General features: G+C 71.7%; 14 protein-coding genes and 1 riboswitch. Of the genes, 13 read left to right on the forward strand and 1 reads right to left on the reverse strand.

Annotation, left to right across the window (positions count from 1 at the left end; all coding sequences use genetic code 11):
* Positions 1 to 7: 7 nt before the first annotated feature.
* The 13 genes from EES43_RS26890 to EES43_RS30850 all read left to right on the forward strand — a co-directional run bounded on the left by EES43_RS26890 (position 8) and on the right by EES43_RS30850 (position 13,805).
* Positions 8 to 880, forward strand: coding sequence for a glycosyltransferase family 2 protein (locus EES43_RS26890; protein ID WP_206430211.1), 873 nt, complete (start codon positions 8 to 10; stop codon positions 878 to 880).
* Between the two features lie 101 nt (positions 881 to 981).
* Complete coding sequence (locus EES43_RS26895) at positions 982 to 1,911, forward strand: ABC transporter permease (protein WP_124271150.1); 930 nt, start codon at positions 982 to 984, stop codon at positions 1,909 to 1,911.
* On the forward strand, positions 1,904 to 2,689 hold the full coding sequence (locus EES43_RS26900; RefSeq protein ID WP_124271151.1) for an ABC transporter ATP-binding protein: 786 nt from the start codon (positions 1,904 to 1,906) through the stop codon (positions 2,687 to 2,689). The genes EES43_RS26895 and EES43_RS26900 overlap by 8 nt, the downstream gene beginning before the upstream one ends.
* Positions 2,690 to 3,122: 433 nt before the next feature.
* On the forward strand, positions 3,123 to 4,031 hold the full coding sequence (gene hpnC, locus EES43_RS26905; protein WP_124271152.1) for a squalene synthase HpnC: 909 nt from the start codon (positions 3,123 to 3,125) through the stop codon (positions 4,029 to 4,031).
* A gap of 29 nt (positions 4,032 to 4,060) precedes the next feature.
* Entirely contained in the window at positions 4,061 to 4,981 is a 921-nt protein-coding gene (gene hpnD, locus EES43_RS26910) for a presqualene diphosphate synthase HpnD (RefSeq protein WP_206430130.1), read from the forward strand.
* Positions 4,982 to 5,108: 127 nt separating this feature from the next.
* A complete protein-coding gene (gene hpnE, locus EES43_RS26915) occupies positions 5,109 to 6,494 on the forward strand; it encodes a hydroxysqualene dehydroxylase HpnE (protein WP_124271154.1) in 1,386 nt (461 codons plus the stop codon).
* A complete protein-coding gene (locus tag EES43_RS26920; protein WP_124271155.1) occupies positions 6,491 to 7,594 on the forward strand; it encodes a polyprenyl synthetase family protein in 1,104 nt (367 codons plus the stop codon). The genes hpnE and EES43_RS26920 overlap by 4 nt, the downstream gene beginning before the upstream one ends.
* A gap of 104 nt (positions 7,595 to 7,698) precedes the next feature.
* Positions 7,699 to 9,699 (forward strand): squalene--hopene cyclase, encoded by a 2,001-nt coding sequence (gene shc, locus EES43_RS26925; protein WP_124271156.1) that lies wholly within the window; start codon positions 7,699 to 7,701, stop codon positions 9,697 to 9,699.
* Entirely contained in the window at positions 9,699 to 10,337 is a 639-nt protein-coding gene (locus tag EES43_RS26930; protein ID WP_124271157.1) for a phosphorylase family protein, read from the forward strand. Before shc ends, EES43_RS26930 begins: the two co-directional genes overlap by 1 nt.
* 5 nt (positions 10,338 to 10,342) lie before the next feature.
* The gene (gene hpnH / locus EES43_RS26935; RefSeq protein WP_124272170.1) at positions 10,343 to 11,362 is read left to right on the forward strand and encodes an adenosyl-hopene transferase HpnH; all 1,020 of its coding nucleotides are present in this window, start codon (positions 10,343 to 10,345) and stop codon (positions 11,360 to 11,362) included.
* A 128-nt stretch (positions 11,363 to 11,490) separates the two neighbouring features.
* Complete coding sequence (locus tag EES43_RS26940; RefSeq protein ID WP_124271158.1) at positions 11,491 to 12,888, forward strand: aspartate aminotransferase family protein; 1,398 nt, start codon at positions 11,491 to 11,493, stop codon at positions 12,886 to 12,888.
* Between the two features lie 64 nt (positions 12,889 to 12,952).
* Positions 12,953 to 13,561, forward strand: coding sequence for a helix-turn-helix domain-containing protein (locus EES43_RS26945; protein ID WP_124271159.1), 609 nt, complete (start codon positions 12,953 to 12,955; stop codon positions 13,559 to 13,561).
* A gap of 70 nt (positions 13,562 to 13,631) precedes the next feature.
* Entirely contained in the window at positions 13,632 to 13,805 is a 174-nt protein-coding gene (locus EES43_RS30850; protein ID WP_164493286.1) for a DUF6126 family protein, read from the forward strand.
* Between the two features lie 40 nt (positions 13,806 to 13,845).
* Here the strand turns inward: EES43_RS30850 and EES43_RS26950 are convergent, their stop codons facing one another.
* Positions 13,846 to 14,658: a tyrosine-protein phosphatase gene (locus tag EES43_RS26950; protein ID WP_124271160.1), complete on the reverse strand. Its 813-nt coding sequence runs from the start codon at positions 14,656 to 14,658 to the stop codon at positions 13,846 to 13,848.
* A 443-nt stretch (positions 14,659 to 15,101) separates the two neighbouring features.
* Positions 15,102 to 15,259, forward strand: a riboswitch (cyclic di-AMP (ydaO/yuaA leader).
* The last annotated feature ends 2 nt before the right edge of the window (positions 15,260 to 15,261 follow it).

A 15,261-nucleotide genomic window follows, 5' to 3' on the forward strand; every position in this document is an offset into this window, starting at 1 on the left:
TCCTCCCCTGAAGCTCGGCGCGGTGATCATCACCATGGGCAACCGCCCCGACGAGCTCCGGGCCCTCCTCGATTCGGTCGCCGCGCAGGACGGCGACCGGATCGAGGTGGTCGTCGTCGGCAACGGCGCCCCGGTCCCGGACGTCCCGGCCGGAGTGCGCACGGTCGAACTGCCCGAGAACCTGGGCATCCCCGGCGGACGCAACGTCGGTATCGAGGCGTTCGGCCCGTCCGGGGCCGACGTGGACGGCCTGCTCTTCCTGGACGACGACGGGCTCCTGCCGAACCGGGACACCGCCGAGCTGTGCCGGCGGGCCTTCGAGGCGGACCCGCGGCTCGGGATCATCACCTTCCGGATCGCCGACCCGGACACCGGCACCACCCAGCGCCGGCACGTGCCGAGGCTGCGCGCGGCCGACCCGATGCGCTCATCGCGCGTGACGACTTTCCTCGGCGGCGCCAACGCCGTACGCACCCGGGTCCTCGCCGAGGTCGGCGGGCTGCCGGACGCGTTCTTCTACGCGCACGAGGAGACGGACCTGGCCTGGCGGGCGCTGGACGCGGGCTGGATGATCGACTACCGCGCGGACATGGTGCTGCACCATCCCACCACCGCGCCGTCCCGGCACGCCGTCTACCACCGCATGGTGGCCCGCAACCGGGTCTGGCTCGCCCGCCGGAACCTGCCCGCCGCGCTGGTCCCCCTCTACGTCGGCAGCTGGCTGCTGCTGACCCTGCTGCGCCGCCCGTCGCCTCCCGCGCTCAGGGCGTGGTTCGGCGGCTTCAGGGAAGGCTGGTCCGCGCCCTGCGGGCCGCGCCGCCCCATGAAGTGGCGTACGGTGTGGCGGCTGACGAGGCTGGGCCGACCTCCGGTCATCTGAGACGCTTACCTCTGAGAGCATGAGGCGTATTTTCTTTCCGGGACCTGTCCGCCTGAGCCGCGCCCCCGACTGGCCGCGCGTGAAGACGAGAGTTTCAACTTGTGAGTGACACGACCCACGACGGTGGGGTAGCCCTCGGCACCCTGTCGTCCGCCGACGAGGGGCTGAGCGCGGCCCAGACGGCCGCCAAGTACGGCCTGACCGTGAGCGGCGCCCGGCCAGGGCTGCTCGCGTACATGCGACAGCTCTGGGGCCGGCGCCACTTCATCCTGGCCTTCTCGCGGGCGAAGCTGACCGCGCAGTACAGCCAGGCCAAGCTGGGCCAGTTGTGGCAGGTGGTCACGCCCCTGCTGAACGCCCTGGTCTACTACCTGATCTTCGGCCTGATCCTGGGGACCAGGGAGGGGATTCCCAACGACGTCTTCGTGCCGTTCCTGGTCACCGGAGTCTTCGTCTTCACCTTCACCCAGAGCTCCGTCATGGCGGGCGTCCGGTCGATCTCCGGCAACCTCGGACTGGTGCGGGCCCTCCACTTCCCCCGGGCATCGCTCCCCATCTCCTTCTCGCTCCAGCAGCTCCAGCAGCTGCTCTTCTCGATGATCGTGCTGGTCGCGGTCGCCGTCATCTTCGGCAGCTACCCCTCGCTGTCGTGGCTGCTGGTGATCCCCGCGCTGGTCCTCCAGTTCTTCTTCAACACCGGCCTGGCGCTCATCATGGCCCGGCTCGGCAGCAAGACCCCGGACCTGGCCCAGCTGATGCCGTTCGTCATGCGGACCTGGATGTACGCCTCGGGCGTCATGTTCTCCATCCCGGTGATGCTGCGGGACAAGCCGGCGTGGATCGCCGACGTGCTCCAGTACAACCCGGCGGCCATCTACATGGACCTGGTCCGCTTCGCCATGATCGACGGGTACGGCTCGGAGAACCTGCCGGCCCACGTCTGGGCCGTCGGCGCGCTGTGGGCCGTGCTGCTGGGGGTCGTGGGATTCGTGTACTTCTGGAAGGCGGAGGAGCGGTACGGCCGTGGCTGAGGACAACACGCAGGGACGGATTCCCACGGTCATCGCGGACGATGTCCACATCGTCTACCGGGTCAACGGCACGGGCGGCGGTCGCGGCAGCGCCACCGCCGCGCTGAGCCGCATCGTGAGACGCGGCAAGGGCGAGTCGCGCGGCGTCAGGACGGTGCACGCCGTGCGCGGCGTCTCCTTCACCGCCTACCGCGGCGAGGCCATCGGGCTCATCGGCACCAACGGCTCGGGCAAGTCGACGCTGCTGCGGGCCATCGCCGGCCTGCTGCCCACGGAGTCGGGCCACGTCTACACGGACGGCCAGCCCTCCCTGCTCGGCGTGAACGCGGCGCTGATGAGCGACCTGACCGGTGAGCGCAACGTGGTGCTCGGCGGTCTCGCCATGGGCATGAGCCGGGACGAGATCCGCGAGCGCTACCGCGAGATCGTCGACTTCTCCGGGATCAACGAGAAGGGCGACTTCATCACGCTGCCGATGCGGACGTACTCCTCCGGCATGGCGGCGCGGCTGCGGTTCTCCATCGCCGCCGCCAAGAACCACGACGTCCTCATGATCGACGAGGCGCTGGCCACCGGCGACCGCAAGTTCCGGGTCCGCTCCGAGCAGCGGATCCGCGAGCTCCGCAAGGAGGCGGGCACGGTCTTCCTGGTCAGCCACAACAACAAGTCCATCCGCGACACCTGCGACCGGGCGCTGTGGCTGGAGAAGGGCGAGCTCCTGATGGACGGCCCCACCGACGAGGTGCTCAAGGCGTACGAGCGCGAGACGGGGAAGTAGCCCGCACCGCATCCCGTGGCCTTCGCCGGATCCTCCGGCGGAGGCCACAGCGGTGTGCGAGGCCCTGGAGCGGTGCGGGGGAGAGCCCTGCGCGGTACGGGCCGGGAGGCGATCTCCTCCCGGCGGATGACGTCAACGCACCTACCCACGGGGAGAGTTGGCCGAAGAGGCGGTGCCGGCCGCCGGGGGTGCTCCACCCCGGCGAGGTCCGGTCGGCCGTACAACGTAGGCTGTAGCGGTGCTGATTCATGGCAAGTGGGGCGATACGCCCCCGGCGCTTCGCCCGCTGTGCCGCAGTGCACTCGGAAGAACGAGCGGCGTGTCCGAAAAGGGATGTTTTGGGTCAGCAGTGTAGAACGGGAGATGTGACGGCAATGACGGAAGATCTCCAGCTCCGACGTGGTTTCGCCGTCCCCGCGCCGGGCGGTCCGCAGTGACCTCCAGCCGGCAGGCGCGCACCGGTGACGCCACGCTCGACAAGGCCGCGGACGAGAACTTCCCCGTGGCCCCCTTCTTCCTGCCCCGCGCCTGGCGCGGGGACCTCATGGCGGTCTACGGATACGCCCGGCTGGTCGACGACATCGGCGACGGCGACCTCGCCCCCGGCGGCGCCGACGCCCGCCACCTCGGCCTGGAGCCTGAGCAGAGCGAGGACCGCCTCGCCATGCTCGACGCCTTCGAGACCGATCTGCACCGGGTCTTCGCCGCCACCGGGGAGCCGCACCACCCGCTGCTGCGCGCCCTGCGCCCCACCGTGCGGCGGCGCGCGCTCACGCCCGAGCCCTTCCTCGGGCTGATCGAGGCCAACCGGCAGGACCAGAAGGTCCGCCGCTACGCGACCTACGCGGAGCTCGCCGCCTACTGCGAGCTCTCCGCCAACCCGGTCGGCCGCCTGGTCCTGGCCCTCACCGGCACCACCAGCCCGGAACGCGTGCGCCGATCCGACGCGGTCTGCACCGCGCTCCAGATCGTCGAGCACCTCCAGGACGTGGCCGAGGACCTGGGGCGCGACCGGATCTACCTGCCCGCCGAGGACATGGACCGCTTCCGTGTCACCGAATCCGACCTGGCCGCACCGTCCGCCGGCGCCTCCGTCCGCGCCCTGACCGCGTACGAGGCCGAACGCGCGCACGAGCTGCTGAATGAAGGCGCCCCCTTGGTGGGTAGCGTCAACGGCAGGCTCAAGCTGCTCCTCGCGGGATTCGTCGCCGGCGGGCGTTCCGCGCTCACGGCGATCTCGGCCGCCGGGTTCGACGTACTGCCCGGACCGCCCAAGCCCACCAAGCCCAGCCTGCTGCGCGAAGTGGGAGTCGTCTTGCGAAGAGCGCGTGGAGAGGGGTGAGCCGGACCGTGGAGGGACCAACGACGCACATGTCGCCGCCGGTGCAGGCCGCATACAGCTACTGCGAGGCCGTCACCGGACAGCAGGCCCGGAACTTCGCCTACGGCATCAGACTGCTGCCGAACGAGAAGCGGCAGGCCATGTCGGCGCTGTACGCCTTCTCCCGCCGGGTCGACGACATCGGCGACGGCGAGCTGGACCCGGAGACCAAGCGGACGCGGTTGGAGAGCACCCGCCGACTGCTCGACCGGGTGCGGGCCGGCGCGGTCGACGAGGACGACACCGACCCGGTGGCCGTCGCCCTCACCGACGCCGCCCGGCGCTTCCCGCTGCCGCTCGGTGGACTCGACGAGCTGATCGACGGCGTCCTCATGGACGTGCGCGGCGCGACGTACGAGACCTGGGAGGACCTGAAGGTCTACTGCCGGTGCGTCGCGGGCGCGATCGGCCGCCTCAGCCTCGGCGTCTTCGGCACGGAAGCGGGCGCGCCCGGCGCCGAACGGGCGGCGGAGTACGCCGACACCCTCGGCCTCGCCCTCCAGCTCACCAACATCCTGCGCGACGTCCGCGAGGACGCCGCGAACGGGCGCACCTACCTGCCCGCCGACGACCTGGCGAAGTTCGGCTGCTCCGCCGGGTTCCACCGGGCCACCCCGCCGCCCGGCTCCGACTTCGCCGGACTCGTCCACTTCGAGGTGCGCCGGGCCCGCGCGCTGTTCGCCGAGGGATACCGGCTGCTGCCCATGCTCGACCGCCGCAGCGGCGCGTGCGTCGCCGCCATGGCGGGCATCTACCGCCGCCTGCTGGACCGCATCGAGCGCGACCCCGAGGCCGTGCTGCGCGGCCGGGTCTCGCTGCCCGGCCACGAGAAGGCGTACGTCGCGGTGCGCGGCCTGTCGGGCCTCGACGCGCGCCACGTCTCGCGGCTCACCGCCCGGGGGCGGGGCTGATGCGCCGAGACCGCCGCGGCCCGGCCGCGACCCTCCGGTGGCCCGACACGTCGGCGACTGCGACGATCTTCATGACATCCGCGACCGCGGCGGTCCTCACGGTGGCGACCCGGCGAGAGGGGCAGGCATGAGCGACGAGACACCGCGCCCCGGCGCGGTCGTCGTCGGCGGGGGCCTCGCCGGCGTCACGGCGGCCCTCCGCCTCGCCGACGCGGGGCTCGACGTCACCCTGCTCGAAGGCCGGCCCCGCCTGGGCGGCCTCGCCTTCTCCTTCCAGCGCGGCGACCTGACCGTGGACAACGGCCAGCACGTCTACCTGCGCTGCTGCACCGGCTACCGCTGGTTCCTCGACCGCGTCGACGGGGCCCACCTCGCTCCCCTCCAGGACCGCCTGGACGTCCCCGTACTGGACGTCGGCCGCCCCGCCGGACCGCGCCTGGGACGCCTGCGGCGCACCGGACTGCCCGTGCCGCTGCACCTCGCCGGCGGGCTCGCGGCCTATCCGCACCTCTCCCTCGCCGAGAAGGCGGGCGTCGGCCGCGCCGCGCTCGCGCTCGGCCGCCTCGACCTGGCGGACCCGGAGCTCGACCGCATCGACTTCGCCACCTGGCTGCGCCGGCACGGCCAGTCGCGACGCGCCGTCGAGGCCCTGTGGGACCTCGTCGGCGTCGCCACGCTGAACGCCACGGCCGCCGACGCCTCCCTGGCCCTGGCCGCCAAGGTCTTCAAGACCGGCCTGCTCTCCGAGCCCGGCGCCGCCGACATCGGGTGGGCCTCCGTGCCGCTCGGCGAACTGCACGACACCCTCGCCCGCAAGGCCCTGGACACCGCCGGCGTACGGACCGAGCTCCGCGCCAAGGCCGGATCCGTGACCCGTACGGCCGACGGGCGCTGGAGCGTCGAGACGGCGGGGGAGCGGATCCCCGCCGACACCGTGGTGCTCGCCGTCCCGCAGACCGAGACGCACGACCTGCTGCCCGACGGCGCGCTCGACGAACCGGACCTGCTCCTCGACATCGACACCGCGCCCATCCTGAACGTGCACGTGATCTACGACCGCAAGGTGCTGCGCCGCCCCTTCTTCGCCGCCATCGGCTCGCCCGTCCAGTGGGTCTTCGACCGCACCGAGTCCTCCGGGCTCACCGGCCCGGGGCAGTATCTGGCGGTCTCCCAGTCCGCCGCGAGGGACGAGATCGACCTCCCCGTGGCCGAACTGCGCACGCGCTACCTGCCCGAGCTGGAGAGGCTGCTGCCCGCCGCCCGCGGCGCGGGCGTGCGCGACTTCTTCGTCACCCGGGAGCGCACCGCGACCTTCGCACCCGCCCCGGGCGTCGGGCGGCTGCGCCCCGGCCCCCGCACCCGGATGCCCGGCCTCCAGCTGGCGGGCGCCTGGACCGCCACCGGCTGGCCCGCGACGATGGAGGGCGCGGTGCGCAGTGGTCTCAGCGCCGCCGACGCGGCTCTGAAGGACCTCGGCCGGCCCCATGGACATCCGCTGCAGGAGGCGGCATGAGCAGTACCACCGGAACAAGAGGAGAGTCAGTGACCCCGGCGAATCCGGCTTTCGACACCGTGGCGGACACCACGGACGTCACCGCGCTTCTGGAGCGCGGACGAGCCCTGTCAGCGCCGGTGCTGCGGGCTGCCGTGGACCGGCTCGCGCCGCCCATGGACACCGTCGCCGCCTACCACTTCGGCTGGATCGACGCCGACGGGCGTCCCGCGGACGGCGACGGCGGCAAGGCCGTGCGCCCCGCCCTGGCCCTGCTGTCCGCCGAGGCGGCGGGCGCCCCGGCGGAGGCCGGCGTCCCCGGAGCGGTGGCCGTCGAACTCGTGCACAACTTCTCGCTGCTGCACGACGACCTGATGGACGGCGACGAGCAGCGCCGCCACCGCGACACCGTCTGGAAGGTGCACGGCCCCGCCCAGGCGATCCTCGTCGGCGACGCGCTGTTCGCGCTGGCCAACGAGATCCTGCTGGAGCTCGGCACCGTCGAGGCGGGCCGCGCGGCCCGCCGGCTGACCACCGCCACCCGCAAGCTCATCGACGGGCAGGCCCAGGACATCTCCTACGAGCACCGCGAGCGGGTCACCGTCGAGGAGTGCCTGGAGATGGAGGGCAACAAGACCGGCGCGCTGCTGGCCTGCGCCGTCTCCATCGGCGCGGTGCTCGGCGGCGCGGACGACCGCACCGCGGACGTCCTGGAGTCCTACGGACACCACCTCGGGCTCGCCTTCCAGGCCGTCGACGACCTGCTCGGCATCTGGGGCGACCCCGAGTCCACCGGCAAGCAGACCTGGAGCGACCTGCGCCAGCGCAAGAAGTCCCTGCCCGTCGTCGCGGCGCTCGCCGCGGGCGGCGACGCCTCCGAACGGCTCGGCGAACTGCTTGCCGCCGACGCCAAGAGCAGCGACTTCGACAGCTTCTCCGAGGAGGAGTTCGCCGCCCGCGCGGCGCTCATCGAGGAGGCGGGCGGTCGCGAGTGGACCGCCCAGGAAGCCCGTCGTCAGCACGCGGTCGCCATCGAGGCGCTGCACGGTGTCGACATGCCGCACCACGTGCGGGCGCAGCTCACGGCGCTCGCGGACTTCGTCGTCGTACGAAAGAGATGATCACCATTCGCATATGACTCGCAGTCGCCGGCCGGCGTCCGTTTCGGGCGCCGGCCGACGGAGACCCCAGCACAGCAGAGAACCGACTGCACGAAGGGGAAGCCATGACAGCGACGACCGACGGATCCACCGGGGCCGCGAACCTTCACGCAGCCCCGGCAGGACATCCGACCGACACGACCACCGCCGCGGACGACGTACTCGCCGCCGCGCGACGGGCCGCGGAACGCTCGGTGGAGCACCTCCTCGGCAGGCAGGACGAGCAGGGCTGGTGGAAGGGCGACCTGGCCACCAACGTCACCATGGACGCCGAGGACCTGCTGCTCCGCCAGTTCCTCGGCATCCAGGACCCCGGGACCACCGAGGCCGCCGCCCGCTTCATCCGCGGCGAACAGCTCGGCGACGGCACCTGGAACACCTTCTACGGCGGACCCGCCGACCTCTCCGCCACCATCGAGGCCTACGTCGCCCTGCGGCTGGCCGGGGACCGCCCCGACGCCCCGCACATGGCGCGCGCCTCCGGCTGGATCAGGGAACAGGGCGGTATCGCGGCGGCCCGCGTCTTCACCCGCATCTGGCTCGCCCTGTTCGGCTGGTGGAAGTGGGACGACCTCCCCGAACTGCCGCCCGAGCTGATGTTCCTCCCCAAGTGGGTGCCGCTCAACATCTACGACTTCGGCTGCTGGGCCCGCCAGACGATCGTTCCGCTGACCATCGTCTCCGCGAAACGCCCCGTGCGCCCCGCGCCCTTCGCCCTGGACGAGCTGCACACCGACCCCGCCCACCCCAATCCGCCCAGGAAGCCTGCCCCGGCGGCCAGTTGGGACGGGTTCTTCCAGCGCCTGGACAAGGGCCTGCACCTCTACCACAAGGTCGCCCCGCGCCCGCTGCGCCGCGTCGCGATGAACGCGGCGGCCCGCTGGATCATCGAGCGCCAGGAGAACGACGGCTGCTGGGGCGGGATCCAGCCGCCCGCCGTCTACTCCGTCATCGCGCTCCACCTGCTGGGCTACGACCTCGACCACCCGGTGATGCGGGCCGGAATCGCCTCGCTCGACCGGTTCGCCGTGCGTCGCGAGGACGGCGCCCGCATGATCGAGGCGTGCCAGTCGCCCGTCTGGGACACCTGCCTGGCCACCATCGCGCTGGCCGACGGCGGACTCAGACCCGACCACCCGGCCCTGGTCAGGGCCGCCGACTGGATGCTGGCAGAGGAGATCACCCGGCCCGGCGACTGGTCGGTACGCAAACCGGAACTCGCCCCAGGAGGCTGGGCGTTCGAGTTCCACAACGACAACTACCCGGACATCGACGACACCGCGGAAGTCGTCCTCGCACTGCGCCGGGTGTGCCACCCCGACCCGGCCAGGCTGGAAGCCGCCATCGAGCGCGGCGTGCGCTGGAACCTCGGGATGCAGTCCCGCAACGGAGCCTGGGGCGCCTTCGACGCGGACAACACCAGCCCCTTCCCCAACCGCCTCCCGTTCTGCGACTTCGGCGAGGTCATCGACCCGCCGTCGGCCGACGTCACCGGCCACGTCGTGGAGATGCTGGCCGTCGAAGGACTCTCCGCGCACCCGCGCACCCGGGCGGGCATCGACTGGCTCCTCGCCGAACAGGCCCCCTGCGGAGCCTGGTTCGGGCGCTGGGGCGTCAACTACGTATACGGGACCGGGTCCGTGGTGCCCGCCCTGATCGCGGCCGGCCTGCCCGCCGGTCACCCGGCGATCCGCCGGGCCGTCATCTGGCTGGAGACCGTCCAGAACGACGACGGCGGCTGGGGCGAGGACCTGCGCTCGTACCGCGAGGAGAAGTGGATCGGCCACGGCGAGTCCACCGCCTCCCAGACCGCGTGGGCGCTGCTCGCCCTCCTCGCCGCCGGCCGCCGCGACACCCGCGCCGCAGCCCGCGGCGTCACCTGGCTGACCGACGCCCAGCAGGCCGACGGCTCCTGGGACGAGCCGTACTTCACCGGCACCGGCTTCCCGTGGGACTTCTCCATCAACTACCACCTCTACCGGCAGGTCTTCCCGCTCACGGCCCTCGGCCGCTACGTCCACGGCGACCCCTTCGCCGACCGCGCGGATGCTCGCGAGGGGGCCTGATGGGCGATGATCCGGGCCCCACGACCCCGCTGCTCGTCGCCTGCGCGCTCGGGATCGAGCAGCTCGCGCTGCGCAGCGGCCGGGGCGCCGCGGGGCCGGTACGGGTGCTGCGCACCGGCATGGGACCCCGCGCCGCCGAGGCGGCCGTGGGCCGCCTGCTGGGCTCCGGCGGGGTGCTGGGCGCCGCCGTCGTCGCGGCCGGTTTCTGCGCCGGCCTCGCCCCGGGCATGCACCCGGGGGACCTGATCGTCGCCGAGGAGACCCGGGACGCCGACGGCGTCACGCCCTGCGTGGGCACCGGACTGCTCGTCGACGCCCTCGCCAGGGCCGTTCCCGGGCGCACGGTGCACACCGGACGGCTCACCGGCTCCGACCACGTCGTCCGCGGCCCCGAACGCGCCGCGCTGCGGGCGGACGGGGCCATCGCGGTGGACATGGAGTCGGCCGCCACCCTCCGCACCGCCCTGTGCCACGGCCCACGTCCGGTTGCGGCCGTCCGGGTGGTCGTGGACGCTCCAGAGCATGAGCTCGTCCGCATCGGCACGTTCCGCGGTGGAATATCAGCCTTCCGCGTTCTTCGTGCCGTCCTTCCGGCATTTTACGAATGGCACAGATCTTTATCGCTCCCCAGGAGGTGAGCCAGATGGCCATGCCGCTCCGCCAGACCATCAAGGTCGCGACGTACCTTGCCGAACAGAAGCTCCGCAAGCGTGAGAAGTTCCCGCTGATCGTCGAGCTGGAGCCGTTGTTCGCCTGCAACCTCGCCTGCGAGGGCTGCGGGAAGATCCAGCACCCGGCGGGCGTCCTCAAGCAGCGCATGCCCGTCGCCCAGGCCGTGGGCGCGGTGCTCGAATCCGGTGCGCCCATGGTGTCCATCGCCGGCGGCGAGCCCCTGATGCACCCGCAGATCGACGAGATCGTGCGGCAGCTGGTGGCGAAGAGGAAATACGTCTTCCTCTGCACCAACGCCATGCTCATGCGCAAGAAGCTCGACAAGTTCACCCCGTCGCCGTACTTCGCCTTCGCCGTGCACATCGACGGACTGCGCGAGCGGCACGACGAATCGGTCGCCAAGGAAGGCGTCTTCGACGAAGCCGTCGCCGCGATGAAGGAGGCCAAGCGGCTGGGCTTCCGCGTCACCACCAACTCCACGTTCTTCAACACCGACACCCCGCAGACCATCATCGAGGTCCTCAACTACCTCAACGACGACCTCAAGGTCGACGAGATGATGATCTCGCCCGCCTACGCCTACGAGAAGGCGCCCGACCAGGAGCACTTCCTGGGCGTCGAGCAGACCCGGGAGCTGTTCAAGAAGGCGTTCGCGGGCGGCAACCGGTCGCGCTGGCGCCTCAACCACTCGCCGCTCTTCCTGGACTTCCTGGAGGGCAAGGCCGACTTCCCGTGCACGGCCTGGGCCATCCCGAACTACTCGCTCTTCGGCTGGCAGCGCCCCTGCTACCTGATGAACGACGGTTACGTCCCGACGTACCGTCAGCTCGTGGAGGAGACCGACTGGAGCAAGTACGGCCGGGGCAAGGACCCGCGCTGCGCCAACTGCATGGCGCACTGCGGCTACGAGCCCACGGCGGTGCTCGCCACCATGGGCTCCCTGAAGGAATCCCTGCGCGCGGCGCGGGAGACCGTCGTCGGCACCCGATGACGCCGTGACCGGGGCGGAGCCGGCTCACCGGGCCTTCCCGGGCGGCCGGTTCCGCCCCGTCGCACCGTGCCGCTCCCGCCGACGGGCGGGCGGCGGCCCCAGGCAGACGCGAAGGAGAAGAGCGGGCGATGACGGACGGCGGACCGGAGGGCTTCGACCTGACACGGCTCCTCGCGGAGCGCGGGGCCGAGCGGTACGAACTGCACGCGCGCCACCTCAACCACCAACTGCCCCGGATGCTGCACACCATCGGCTTCGACCGGGTCTACGAGCGCGCCGAGGGCGCGTACTTCTGGGACGCCGACGGCAACGACTACCTCGACATGCTCGCCGGGTTCGGCGTGATGGGCCTCGGCCGGCACCACCCGGTCGTCCGCAAGGCCCTGCACGACGTCCTCGACGCCCAGCTCGCCGACCTCACCCGCTTCGACTGCCAGCCGCTGCCCGGACTGCTCGCCGAGAAGCTGCTCGGCCACACCCCGCACCTGGACCGGGTCTTCTTCGGCAACAGCGGCACGGAGGCGGTCGAGACGGCGCTGAAGTTCGCCCGCTACGCCACCGGGAAGCCGCGCATCCTCTACTGCCCCCACGCCTTCCACGGACTGACCACCGGCTCCCTCTCCGTCAACGGCGAGAGCGGCTTCCGCGACGGCTTCGCCCCGCTGCTGCCCGACACCCCGGTCGCCCTCGGCGACCTGGACGCCCTGCGCCGCGAGCTGGAGCGCGGCGACGTGGCCGCCCTGGTGGTCGAGCCCATCCAGGGGAAGGGCGTGCGGGCGGCCCCGCCGGGGTACCTGCGCCAGGCGCAGGAACTGCTCCACTGCCACAAGGCGCTGCTGATCGCCGACGAGGTGCAGACCGGCCTCGGCCGGACCGGCGACTTCTTCGCGTACCAGCACGAGGAGGGCGTCGAGCCCGACCTGGTGTGCGTGGCCAAGGCGCTGTCCGGCGGCTATGTCCCCGTCGGCGCGACCCTCGGCAAGGACTGGATCTTCCGCCGGGTGTACTCGTCCATGGACCGCGTCCTCGTCCACTCGGCGAGCTTCGGCTCCAACGCCCAGGCCATGGCCGCCGGGCTCGCGGTGCTGGCGGTGATGGAGGACGAGGAGACCGTCGCGAACGCCCGACGCACCGGCGACCTGCTGCGCGAACGGCTGGCCGCACTGGTGGACCGCTACGAGCTGCTGCACGACGTGCGCGGACGCGGGCTCATGATCGGCATCGAGTTCGGGCGGCCGTCCTCGCTGAAGCTCCGCGGCCGGTGGACCATGCTCCAGGCGGCCCGCAAGGGACTCTTCGCACAGATGGTCGTGGTGCCGCTGCTCCAGAAGCACCGCATCCTCACCCAGGTCTCGGGCGACCACCTCGAAGTGATCAAGCTGATTCCGCCGCTGGTCATCGGCGAGCCGGAGGTCGAACGCTTCGTTGCGGCGTTCACGGCGGTCATGGACGACGCGCACAGCGGGGGCGGGCTGATGTGGGACTTCGGCCGCACGCTGGTCAAGCAGGCCGTCGCCAACCGCTAAGTGCCTCTTTTGCCTCCGAGGCAAGTTATTTGCCTCGGAGGAAAGAAGCTGGCCCAATGGAGGCATGAACACTCCGGACGAAGGGGTGGCCGACGACCTCCCGGGCGTCGCTCCCCGCCTGCGCGATCTGCGCCGAGGGCGCGGTCTCACCCTGGAGACCGCTGCCCAGCGGGCCGGACTGTCCCCGGCCCACCTCTCCCGGCTGGAGACGGGCCGCCGGCAGCCCTCGCTGCCGATGCTGCTCGGTCTGGCCCGTATCTACGGTACGACGGTCTCCGAGCTCCTCGGTGAGGCGCCCCCCGAACGGGAGGCGATCGTCCGCGGCGGCGGCTTCGAGGGCGCGGAGGCCGACGGCTGGATGTACCGCAGGGCCGGCGGTTCCGGCCGCGCCATGCAGGCGCTGCGGGTCCGCGTGCCCTACGGGGCCCAGGGCGACCTGGTGCGCGTACACCCCGGCGAGGAGTGGCTGTACGTCATGGAGGGGCGGTTGCGGATCGCGCTCGGGGAGACCGTGCACGACCTGGAGCCCGGAGACAGCGCCCACTTCGACTCCCTCACCCCGCACCGGATCGCGGCCCTCGGCCGCGGCGGCGCGGAACTGCTCTTCGTCCACACCCTGCTGCAGAGCCCCGCGGCCGAGCTGTGCCTCGGCAACGCCTTCCACGCGCGCTGACCGGATCCCCCGGCCCCCGCCCGCCGCACCCGACGTATCACCGGCCGCGAGGCCGGCAGAGAGGACCGTCATGTCGGATTCCGAGCACTACGATCCGCTGAGCCCGCGGCGCCGCAAGAACGAGGACCCGCAGGAGCGCCGGATGCCGAGGGGCGTGGTGATCCGCCTCTTCGCCTACCTGGTGGCAGGGCACGTGATCGCGGCCTTCCTCTACCTGCTGTTCGTCGTGGCCGGCAGCAAGTGAGCCGGGCGGCCCGGACGCCCCGAGACGTCCGGGTGGGCCCTCATCCCTCGTCGAGCAGGCGCACCCGCAACCGCTCCCGGGTCGCCGGGGCCAGCGCCAGACCCTCGGCGAGGTAGCGGTCCGTGGTCCCCCAGACCTCCTCGATGGTCGCGAACGCCGCCGCGAGGTAGTCGGCCTCCGCCGCGAAGAGCGGGTTCAGGAGCTCGATCACCTCCGGGGACATTCCCACCTCGGACATGTCCGCCCGCTTCACCCGGTAGCGGCGGTGCGGGTCGTTCGACTTGAGGTAGTCCGCCTCGATCGCCTCGCGCTCGACTCCGACCGCGAGCAGCGCGACCGCGATCGACAGGCCCGCGCGGTCCTTGCCCGCGGCGCAGTGCATCAGCGCGGGCACGCTGTCCTCGGCCAGCGCGTGCAGTACGCGGCTGTGCTCGGCCGTGCGGTCGCGGACCGTCGCCCGGTACATGCGGATCATGCGCTCGGTCGCCTTGCCGTCCGCGAGGACCGAGCGCAGCTGCTCGATGTTCCCGTCGCGCACCAGTCGCCAGAACTCGGCCCCGTCGGCAGGATCCGAGAGCGGAATGCTGACATTGCGGACGCCGGGCAGCTCGACGTCGTGCCCTTCGAGCCGGTGGTCGGCCTCGTTGCGGAAGTCGAAGACCGTGTGGAGGCCGAGACCGCCGAGAAGGGCTGCGTCCTCGGCGGTGGCGTGCGCCAGGTGGCCGCTGCGGTAGAGCCGGCCGTACGCGGTGCGCCGCCCGTCGGAGGTGGGGAGCCCGCCCACGTCGCGGAAGTTGCGGACTCCGGTGAGCGCCGCCTCGGTCGGCGGAACCTGCGGCACCTGCTGCGTCACGGTGTCTCCTGGGGTCTCGGGCGTCGGCGCTGCTCGCCGTCGAGGGCGCTCCCGTGACGATACGACATCGATTCAGCGGAAAATCATCTCGGCTGCGGGCGGTCATGTCCGGACGTCAGCGGACCGGACTGACAGGCCATCAGGGGAGATGTGCCTGCCATGTCCGTATTGGTGCATTTAGAAGAACATGCCCAAATTATGGGGGAGATGGGATCGAGTGGGTGAGCGGGATCATATCCGTGACGGACCGTGGCGATCTTGTCCGGCGATATTCCCGGCGCTCGCACGAAAGGCAAGATCCGTAATCCACGGAGTGTGACGGGAAAAGCGAAGCGGAATCGAATCGACGAATACGGTACGGAACCGGCGGCTTGTTCCTGTCCTCCTGACTCGCTTACGGTCACCCTCAATCCGGACGGACCGCCTAATCCTGCCGCCGCCCGGAATTCCCACCACCCACTCACGCGTGGCAGGAGCGGGGGACCCAGGTAAGCCGCCGGCCCGGAGCGATCCGGACCGGCTCGGGGTGAAGTCGCGTCCAGCGGCCGGGCATCTCCAGCCCGAACCCGACAGCTCACCTCGCAGGCGCCGGAGAGGAACAAC

Origin of the sequence: Streptomyces sp. ADI96-02 (genome assembly GCF_003846185.1) — a bacterium.
In the GTDB taxonomy this organism is placed as follows: domain Bacteria; phylum Actinomycetota; class Actinomycetes; order Streptomycetales; family Streptomycetaceae; genus Streptomyces.

Coding starts and splice junctions, on each gene's coding strand:
- EES43_RS26920 (WP_124271155.1), top strand. CDS start 6,491: ATGAGCAGTACCACCGGAACAAGAGGAGAGTCAGTGACCCCGGCGAAT.
- EES43_RS26940 (WP_124271158.1), top strand. CDS start 11,491: ATGACGGACGGCGGACCGGAGGGCTTCGACCTGACACGGCTCCTCGCG.
- EES43_RS26945 (WP_124271159.1), top strand. CDS start 12,953: ATGAACACTCCGGACGAAGGGGTGGCCGACGACCTCCCGGGCGTCGCT.
- EES43_RS26930 (WP_124271157.1), top strand. CDS start 9,699: ATGGGCGATGATCCGGGCCCCACGACCCCGCTGCTCGTCGCCTGCGCG.
- hpnE (WP_124271154.1), top strand. CDS start 5,109: ATGAGCGACGAGACACCGCGCCCCGGCGCGGTCGTCGTCGGCGGGGGC.
- shc (WP_124271156.1), top strand. CDS start 7,699: ATGACAGCGACGACCGACGGATCCACCGGGGCCGCGAACCTTCACGCA.
- hpnD (WP_206430130.1), top strand. CDS start 4,061: ATGTCGCCGCCGGTGCAGGCCGCATACAGCTACTGCGAGGCCGTCACC.
- hpnH (WP_124272170.1), top strand. CDS start 10,343: ATGGCCATGCCGCTCCGCCAGACCATCAAGGTCGCGACGTACCTTGCC.
- EES43_RS30850 (WP_164493286.1), top strand. CDS start 13,632: ATGTCGGATTCCGAGCACTACGATCCGCTGAGCCCGCGGCGCCGCAAG.